5 protein-coding genes are annotated in these 9902 nt (G+C 38.1%); 4 read left to right on the forward strand and 1 reads right to left on the reverse strand.

What is annotated here, in order from left to right; all coding sequences use genetic code 11:
• Positions 1–46: 46 nt before the first annotated feature.
• On the reverse strand, positions 47–1081 hold the full coding sequence (gene adhP / locus ACGH6Q_RS02510) for an alcohol dehydrogenase AdhP (RefSeq protein ID WP_411591717.1): 1035 nt from the start codon (positions 1079–1081) through the stop codon (positions 47–49).
• A gap of 734 nt (positions 1082–1815) precedes the next feature.
• On the opposite strand from adhP, the gene ACGH6Q_RS02515 reads away from it, so the two are divergent.
• The 4 genes from ACGH6Q_RS02515 to ACGH6Q_RS02530 all read left to right on the forward strand — a co-directional run.
• A complete protein-coding gene (locus ACGH6Q_RS02515; RefSeq protein ID WP_411591718.1) occupies positions 1816–4320 on the forward strand; it encodes a type VI secretion system Vgr family protein in 2505 nt (834 codons plus the stop codon).
• 2 nt (positions 4321–4322) lie between these two features.
• Positions 4323–5252 (forward strand): hypothetical protein, encoded by a 930-nt coding sequence (locus ACGH6Q_RS02520; RefSeq protein WP_411591720.1) that lies wholly within the window; start codon positions 4323–4325, stop codon positions 5250–5252.
• A 22-nt stretch (positions 5253–5274) separates the two neighbouring features.
• Positions 5275–9288 carry a toxin VasX gene (locus ACGH6Q_RS02525; RefSeq protein WP_411591722.1) on the forward strand — a complete coding sequence of 1338 codons (4014 nt, stop codon included), beginning with the start codon at positions 5275–5277 and terminating at the stop codon, positions 9286–9288.
• A 16-nt stretch (positions 9289–9304) separates the two neighbouring features.
• Positions 9305–9902, forward strand: a 598-nt coding sequence (locus tag ACGH6Q_RS02530; protein ID WP_411591723.1) for a DUF6708 domain-containing protein, incomplete at its 3' end; no start/stop codon positions are given.

Consider the following 9902-nt stretch of genomic DNA (forward strand, 5'->3'; position numbering starts at 1 on the left):
AAAAGCCAGCATATAGCCAGCTTTTTGAATTACAAATAAGGTTAATTTATTTAGACTTCTGCATTTTCATATCAACAACCATACGACCTCGAATTTTACCTGCTTTCATTTCGTCGATCATATCATTGATATCTTCCAAAGGTCTTTTTTCAACTATCGGTACGACCTTTCCTTCTGCACTAAACTGAAATGCTTCTGCTAAATCTTCACGAGTTCCAACCAATGAACCTAAAACTTGAATACCATCTAACACGGTTTTAGGAATACTTAAATCCATATTTTCTGAAGGCAAACCTAAGGCGACCACACGCCCTAAAGGTCGCACAGAATTGATGGCCTGATTGAATGCTGTTTTAGTCACAGAAGTTACAACAGCACCGTGCACTCCTCCTCCAGTGTGTTCTTTAATATAAACGCCCACATCCTCAACTTTTTTAGGATTAACGACCAAATCAGCACCTAGTGTTTTACATAATTCTAATTGGCTATCGCTGTTACTAATAGCAACCACTTTATTATTAAACACTTTTTTACCATATTCAACAGCAAGTGTTCCCAAACCACCAATCCCAAATACTGCAAGCCATTGTCCTGGTTTAGTAGCAGCCACTTTAATACCTTTATAGGTAGTCACACCAGCACAAGTTACACTTGTTGCTTGTGCAGGATCGAGCCCTTCTGGTACTTTAACCGCATAATCAGCTTTAACAATGCACTGCTCTGCCATACCTCCATCAACAGTATATCCAGAGTTTAATGCATTACGACAAAACGTTTCTTGCCCAGAGATACAATATTCACAAGTACCACAACCAGCATGGAACCAGGCAATACTAACCCGATCACCAACTTTTAAGCTTTTTACATCTGGGGCAACTTTAGTCACAATTCCTACACCTTCATGTCCAATAACACGACCTGGTTTTTTACCAAAATCGCCAGCTGCAACATGAAGATCAGTATGACAAAGACCACAATACTCAACATCAACTAAGGCCTCCCCTGCTTCTAAAGGACGAATAGGAATATCTTTGATTTCGACTTGACCATCGCACTCTTGCTTAATAACTGCTGCTTTCATTTTTTCTCCTAGGAAATTTTAAAATTAAAATATCATTGGTTTTATTTTAACCTAATCCCACTTAAAAAATTTGAGTTATTTCACAATTTTATTAAATAGCATTGATTACTTAATAAACTATACTAAAACGTAGTCTTTCCTGAAACTTTTTAACAAAATGAGGTGTAGGAATTCCTAACATTGTTTACAGTAATTTGAGAAACGACTGTAATAGATATACATGAACAACAAAACTAACGCCTTATTACAGACAAGCAATATATCGCTGATATCATAAAGAAAAAATAATCATCTGTTATGGTATTAAACGTTTGGTCAAAATTGTAAAATCCATTGAAGATAAATTAAGACTGCAAGCTAAAGGCAATAACAAAACCTATATTTTAGATTATATTTTTTGCAAAAATAATTCAGGATTCTATACCGTTTCAGCATAAAATTATTTTAAATTTAATAAGTTAAAAATTTTCATCGATAAAGCATAACGTTGCTTAAATCATTTATTCAATAAAAAGGTTAAGCCACTATCACATACTGGTTTAACTAACTAAAATTATTAATATTAAACAAAGACATTGATTAAAAAGGTTAAATTTTACGTTAGAATAGTTTATACTCTGTTTGAATTATCGTTTAGGCTGAAAATAGTCAACATAAAAACAATGATATCGCGATAAACCAATAACATAATCAAAAATAGAGGGTATGAATTTTAGGAATAATAAGGAGGAAAAATGTCAAACGAACTTAATCGTCTTCTGGAGCAACTCGGTGAAGGTTTTGGCGATTTAATGGCGGGTTTGAGTGGGGTTAGCCATAATCGCTATACCTTAACGGTTGACGGGCTGGGCGCGGCGATTTCGGTTTTACATGTTGAGGGTGATGAGTCGTTAAACCAGCCTTGGCGTTATGTGATTACTTTTACCAGTACTGATAAAACCTTATCGCCTGATTCCTTTCTTAATCAAAAATCGACCTTCTCCTTTAATCCTGTTATCAATAAACCATTAACTTCCGCTATCCGCTCATTAAGTGACTTGCCCACGTTGAGTAATAAACGCACCTTGCATGGGGTGATTACTGAGTTTAGTCAGTTATCGGTCAATAAAGATGAAGCCCATTATCAAGTGGTGTTATCTTCGTGCTTAGCACGGTTGGCTATGGGGAAACATAATGCGATATTTCAAAATCAAAGCGTGGTCAGTGTGGTTGAAGAAGTACTACGCAGTCATGGTTTAACGGGCATTGATTACCGTCTAGAGCTAAAAGATAGCTACCCTGAGCGGGAGTTTATCACGCAGTGGCAAGAAAGTGACCTTGAATTTATTCAACGCTTATTGGCGGATGTCGGTATCTGGTTTCGCTTTGAAACGCACGCTGAGCACCACTGTGATGTAATGGTGTTAAGTGATTATGAGCAAGGCTATGCGCAGGTGGCTGATATCGACTATAAACTGCCCAGTGGCATGGCAGATACGGGCGTTGAAAGTGTGTGGGATATCAGCCTGCATAGTGAAGTGGTGGTCTCCTCAGTCAAGGTACAAGACTATAACTACCGTGATGCTCTAGCCGATTTACAGGGCGAAATAAACACCCAACCCAAAGACCTTACCACCTATGGCACTGACTACCGTTATGCCGAGCACTATAAAGGCTTAGATAGCAACGGCCAAGAAAACCCGCAAAATAGTGGCGATAATAACGATGATGATAACAATATTAATCATGATAATCCTGATAACGGCAATAATCCTAATGAGAATAACAGGCATGACGATAATCAGATTGAAAGCGGCCAATGGTATGCGCGTATTCGCCATGAACAGGCTATTAGCCAGAAAATTATCCTCAAAGGCAAGAGTAACCACTATAACCTTGCTCCCGGTCAATGGATTAACATCAACGGCAGTCCGCTAACAGATATCAATGACGGGGTGATTATTTTAAGTGTACAGGGGCAAGGTAATCGCACTGATGCCTATGAACTCACCTTTACCGCCATTCCTTATCAAGCCTTAAAACCCTATCGCCCTGCGCCCATCCGCTGGCCACAAGTCAGTGGCACATTACCTGCCCGTGTCACCAGTCCCAACCATGACACCTATGGCTATATCGACCCGCAAGGGCGCTATCGGGTTAAATTTAATGTCGACCTGAAACAATGGAAAAGTGGCACGGAAAGCTTGTGGGTACGCTTAGCTAAACCTTATTCAGGCAACACCTATGGTTTTCACTTCCCGTTAATTGATGGCACTGAAGTGGCCATCGCCTTTATGCAGGGCAACCCCGATAGGCCGTATATCGCTCATGCAATGCATGACAGTGCTCACCCCGACCTTGTTACCACCATTAACAAACACCGCAATGTCATTCGCACCCCCGCCAACAACAAACTGCGCATGGATGATAAACGTGGGCAAGAGCATATCAAACTGGCTACCGAATACGGCAAAACTCAACTTAATATCGGTCACTTAGTTAACGAAAAAAAACAACCCCGCGGTGAAGGTTTTGAACTGCGCACCGACGAATGGGGTGCGATTGCCGCCAATAGAGGCTTATATTTAACCACCCAAACCCAGCCCAAAGCGCAAGGCCAACAGCTCGATATGCAAGCGGCAATCACCCAACTTGAAAATGCCCTCTCCATTGCCAAAGCGCTACAAAATGCCGCCACCCAGTCCGAGGCACACAGCGCCGATACCGACAGCCAAGACCAACTTAAAGCCAACTTAACTCAGCTAACCCAAAGTGGCTTACTGGCCTATGCGCAAGAAGGCATCGCCCTAACTAGCCCTGAAAACATCCAACTATCGACAGCTAACAGCCTGACCTTAACCAGTGAAAACCAAACCGATATCAACGCCTTAAAAAATATCACCCTATCATCGGCTGAAGCGATTGGTTTATTTGCGCAAAAATCAGGCATGAAACTATTTGCCAACCAAGGCGATATCGAGGTGCAGGCCCAAAATGCTAACCTTAATATGGCCGCCAAACAAGATATCAAAGTGGATAGTGTCGATGGCAAAACGCAGATAACAGCAGCAAAAGAAATAACGCTCATCTGCGGTGGCTCTTATATCAAAATCAGCAGTGAAGGCATTGAACTGGGTACACAGGATAATATCTATCTTAAATGTAATGTATTGCAAAAGATGGGACCGGCAACCCAATCTAAAACAATTAGATTAAATTCAAGTGAACTGAATGTAAAACGCTGCGCAGAAACGGATTAAAAATGATTACTGAATTAAATAATCAAAATAACTTTAACAAATATCGCTATTTACTAGTCGATAATTTAGTGGCACTTAATTCAATAAACCCATTGTCACACGACTCATTAGTGAATCAATTTGGTGAAGACAAACTATTTGGTGAACATAAACTCACTCAGGTATTACGTACCGATTTAGATTATGATCCAAGCATATGCCCAACACTGATTGAACTGGCAGAGCCTAATGAATTTTTAGACAGTCCGATCCTTGATGAAATTGGTAAACAGGCCGAAATCGAATGTTTTTGGTCAAAGCGTTATATTTGCGCTTATATTGTTAGCCCCCTTAAACCGTCGATATTGGCAAAACAGCTGATAACTATAGGTAATAACATCGCTAAAATATTGCAACAGCCTTATTATCCTTTCTTTGAACCGTTTCGCATGCAATTTTTGCACGAAGTTGCTACCAACCAAGACACCGCATGGCTAAAATCGCAATTAGCTCAAATTAAAAACTATTATTATCCGTCCATTTATGCTGGGCAGTTTATTCGTTTCACGGCCGATAGTGAACTTGAAACGCCAGACCGTTGGAGCACTCAGTATTGTCAGCGCTTAAAAAAACTGAGAATGATTCGAACCCTTGTTAAGGCATGGGCAAATAATCGAACGCAATTTGATGAGCAAAAAAATTTACCACTCCATAACCAAGTCATTTTGCAATCAACGCAACTGGTTGAGCAAGCTTATCAATTAGGTTTAACTGAAGCTACCGATATCTTATTTTGGGGATTAAATGGCTTAAGGTACCAAACCGCTTTTACTCAGCATCCTAACGTGCTTGAACAAATTGCCAAAGCGCAAAAAGAGCCGAGCACATTGTCAAAACACATTATTGACGCCAATATTAACCTTGAAAGCCAATTACTTTCTATTAACGAATAAGACAAGCATTAAAGAGTGTAAGATGAAAAAAACAGCAAACACCGCCATAGAAAATAAAGATGAAGCAGCAGGTCATTGCCTTGCCTGTGAACGAACAGGATTACCAGTCTTTTTACTGCGTCAAGCCGTGATAAAAACAAAATTCAATAAAATTAAACAGGTTAACCAGACTTATCAAGAACTGGCGAATTATACTAAAACATTAGATTTTAAACAACGCATGCCAGATGAAGCATTAAAATATTATGACTATGTACTTCGCACTTTGCGTAACGGTTATGTCTATGTAATGCAACAACAAGGTGATGATATTGAGAGCCGAATACTTCATGTGTATGAATGCATTGACGGCGCACTAAGATTAAAAAACTTCCTTGAACTAACTAATACCGAGCCAAGACCGATATCAAAAGCGTGTAAAGATGCTTGCCACACCATTCCAGCCTCGTTTATTAATCTTAATAATAAGGAATTTACGCAAGCTTGGGTGGCTTATTCTTCACAACCTTGGCCTAAAAAGACTCTTGACGATTACCTAAAAGAACAAGATAGCCAAGTGTTATCGCGTTTTACCAAAATTGATATACAAAAACTCAAAGACTCACCGTCTGAGGCAACGGGCAAACGAGCGGTACCGTTTAAAGATATTTTTGGTTATAGTCATGAACATGATGATAATGATAAAAGCAAAGTGCTTGAGTTTCGTTTTGGAGAGCGAGGTCTGGAGAATTTTAAATCAGTCCATGCTTTTACTAGTTTAAAAAGCCAAAGGCAAAAATTTGCCAATCACGCAAACCTTCTATATCAGGGCAATAGGCCAATATCTTGTGGTGTAGTATTAGAAGACACCTTCGGTATCGCCGAAGAGCTTAACTCGCAACGGGTATCGCACCTGCATATGTTTAACGAAAAACCATTAACCACAGATGAAGTGAATTTAGCAGAAGAATTAATCGATGGTTTTGACGATTTAGATAAAGCAACCAAAATCTATGAACAACGAGCAAAAAACATGATCCAGACGATCAACCCAGTATTGAAAAATCAATTTAATTATTATCAACCAGTAATGTTTAAAAAGCGGGTAATTTTACAGTTAATGGAGCAGTACCGAACTTCAATTGTAACTTCGTTTGATCGTGAAATCGCTCGCGTAAAAGAAGAAATAAAAAAAGTAAAAAATTCAGGCAATGACACCATCGGCTATAATGGTATTCCAACATCTGCGAGAATGCACCAAAAAATCGGCAAATTGAGCGAAGATAAAACCAAAGTACTGAATGATTTTGATAGCTGTGTAGATCAAGGTAAAGTTGATACCTTCAAAGGGAAATTAGAAACAGCCTATAAAGAAGTAGTTGATTATCATAAAGAGTGGTCGCAGGACTACTTTACCTATTTGCGTTGGTTATTTGGTAAACAAGGCATTGTCTCGCAATTTAGCAAAACCAAACCCAAAAGCGTTAACACCAATCATTTTTGGCAACGTGAATTTGATTTTAGCACCGAAACGACGCGATTGGCGCACGCATCAGAAATTGGATCTATTTTAGTCGATACCACTCATTCCGAAATTAAACTCGATCAAGACAGTGCCCTATGGGATGAGCTGCTCAGTAATCCTGAAAGTATCTATTACATCACCGAATATAACAACTCTAAAGGAATAGATCGTGACGAAAAGGTCTATGTAGACTTAAAAACTAACGAATTGATAACACCAAAGGATTGGTTATCAAAAGCAACGGAGTTTATTGGTACAGTTTCTACAACAATTGCAGAAAAAAAGGGGGATAAAGATCTAAACGATAAAAAAAGTGTATTAGAAAAAAACAAAGCCGAGCTAGAAGCTAAAATTGAACAAAATAAACAAAAAATTGACGAGCTTGAACAACAAAAAAAACAAATTCCAGTGAGTGATCCCGTAGCACAAGAAAAACTCAGGCGCGAAAAAAAAGCTTATGAAACTAAGAATAAGGAATTGAATAAAAGCCTTGAAGCAGTAAATAAAGAATTATCAAACCTTGCTAATTCAACACAACAAACTCACGCATCAACCAAATATAGTGAAAGTTTACTTAACCGCACGGCACTCAAAAAACAGGCAACACTGGCTAAAGACACCTTACTTAAACCGATAAAATCGCACTGGATGCGGCTTAATGCATTTGATGAACTTGCCAGACTAGGGGCACTACCGGTTGAAATAAACGTGCAGATTAGACCAGAAAATATCGTAAAAATTCAAAATCTATTAACCCAAATGCATCGCGGTTTTTATCATCGTGGTGTCTATCACCCGCACGAGCTTGCCTTTTTAGAAAGTTTTGATATTGATGAAAAGCCAATTAAAACAGACTTGGGCAAAATGCAAAAAGCGAAATTTACTCTGTGCTTTCCTGATAAAGCCAGTAAAGCCTTGTTTGTTGACTTTATCAACGGCACTAATGGCACATTAAGCCCATACAGCTTAAAACAATTTATGGAGCAAAAGTATAAAGATTATTTCAAATTAATCCATAAACAAAAAACACTGCTTGAAAACATAGAAAAAGTCAATCAAGGCAAAGCGTCAATCACTGATAAATTACGCAAAATCAGTGATAAAGCCCTAGAGCGAGCTAAAGCTAAAATAAACGAAAAAATATCAAAAGCAGGAGGCATAATAGACATAGCGCAACATGAATTAGAACGTATCTATAATGAGATAGACTTACAAACCGCTAATCAAAACGTCAAAACGGGAAAAATAACTTTTGGTATCAATCTTGCGGTGAGCGGTATATTAGGCACCCTTACCCTAATAAACATTAGCGATATGCTTAAAGAATGGGATGAAGTGAAAGAAGGTAACGGTGAAACCGAACTAAAAGGGCAAATGCTTAAAGATCTGGTGTCACTGGTACTAACCGGTATCGATCTAAGTAGCCAATATAAAAATATCAAACTCAATATGCAAATGGCTGAAGCGATTAAAGCAGGTAAAGATGTAACAAAAATAGAAGCTAAGCTTAGGTTCAATTCCATAATTTCTAAAACCGTTGCCGGAGCAACAGCGGCAATCACGGTATTAGAAGCGATTGGCGAGTTAAAAAGCTCGTTTGATATGATGAATATGGAGGATAACTTATATTTTCAAATGAGGGTCGGTGGTTCTATTGCATTAGGTTTTGGTGCTGTTATAGTAGCATTAGCAGGTTCATGGATAACTGTGATTGTGGGGGCTATTTTAATGATTGGTGGTTCAATTGCGATTATGTTTAGTAAAAAGTACGATAACTATACTGCTATTCAGCACTGGTTAAACCGTTGTTGCTTTGGTAAGCAAGAAGAATTGGATTATTTAGGCTATCAAGCCTATCACGAAGATGAATACAGCACTCACGCGGGTTTTGGCTTAGCGCTCAACGACTATGCGATTATAGTCTATAATATTCAAACCTTTATTCGTTTAAAACCGCTATATCATGCACCATCATCAACACCAATGCCCGATGCCCCAAATCAATTTCAACGGCATATCTATTTTTATTTGGATATTCCCGATTTTGCCAAATACAATCAAAATGAAACTGCAATCGCCATGATTCGCTTATTTATTAATGATTACCCAAATCTAAAAAGCGAGCCAGACCCACTACCCGAAAAATATATCGATCTAAAATACCGTATCACCTCGCAACAAATAGCGTTATTAGCCATCAGCAAAAACTATGGTGACCTAAATCTTATTTGGACGGATAAAAAAGCCTATTTCGAAAAGTACGATCGTAATATCGATATACTGACTAGGCTCCCAATACCCGATTATAGCAAAATTGACGAGCCAGACGAATTTACTTTAACCACATCGGCTAATCATCTTACTGATAAAACAATAACCAATAGCGACAAGCCTGTTCAAAATGGGCTCATTATCAATAAATGGATCGCTGGCACGATAGGTGTGTTTAATATTGTAAAATATCAAATTATTATTCAATACAATAACCGTGAAGACGTGCCATTAATCGTGACTAAAAACAATAAAATTTAAAATAAGGAACAGAACAATGCCATCACAATATCAACCCCAAATTTTTGGTTGGATAAGCGATTTAGAAAAAGGCGGTAACTATTTAACGGGGGCGGATCAGCGTCTTCTATATGCCAATGATAACTACTGTGCTTTTATTCGTAAAACTTTATCAGATCAAATATTTTACTTATCCATGCTTTTTGTTCTTTTTGTCCTTTCAATACCATTAATCTACTTATCTATAAATTTAATTTTAGAATTAGCATTAAGAAAAGAAACTTTCTTGATGATTAATTTCATCGTGATATTAATTGCTTCTTTAGTTGCTTTATATATATTTATTATCCCTGAATTCTATCAAAACCTTTTTACACGCCGAGGTAGCCCCATTATTTTTAACCGTAAAACGGGTAAAGTGTATATCAATGAAAGCTATTTTTTTAATTTTAAAGTGTTACGTAATCCGCTAACCTTTTTGCATCCTAATAAAAAACGCATAAAAGAATATGACTGGGCACATTTACAAGGGGTAGTGGTACATAACTTTTCACGCTCTTCACTCAACACCACCATATTAATGGTGTGCAAACCTCATACCCATAAAACAATCGACCATATATTATTAGACCCAT

The sequence above is a fragment of the Gilliamella sp. BG2 genome (genome assembly GCF_046635645.1).
Lineage (GTDB): Bacteria > Pseudomonadota > Gammaproteobacteria > Enterobacterales > Orbaceae > Gilliamella > Gilliamella bombi.

Coding starts and splice junctions, on each gene's coding strand:
- adhP (WP_411591717.1), bottom strand. CDS start 1,081: ATGAAAGCAGCAGTTATTAAGCAAGAGTGCGATGGTCAAGTCGAAATC.
- ACGH6Q_RS02515 (WP_411591718.1), top strand. CDS start 1,816: ATGTCAAACGAACTTAATCGTCTTCTGGAGCAACTCGGTGAAGGTTTT.
- ACGH6Q_RS02520 (WP_411591720.1), top strand. CDS start 4,323: ATGATTACTGAATTAAATAATCAAAATAACTTTAACAAATATCGCTAT.
- ACGH6Q_RS02525 (WP_411591722.1), top strand. CDS start 5,275: ATGAAAAAAACAGCAAACACCGCCATAGAAAATAAAGATGAAGCAGCA.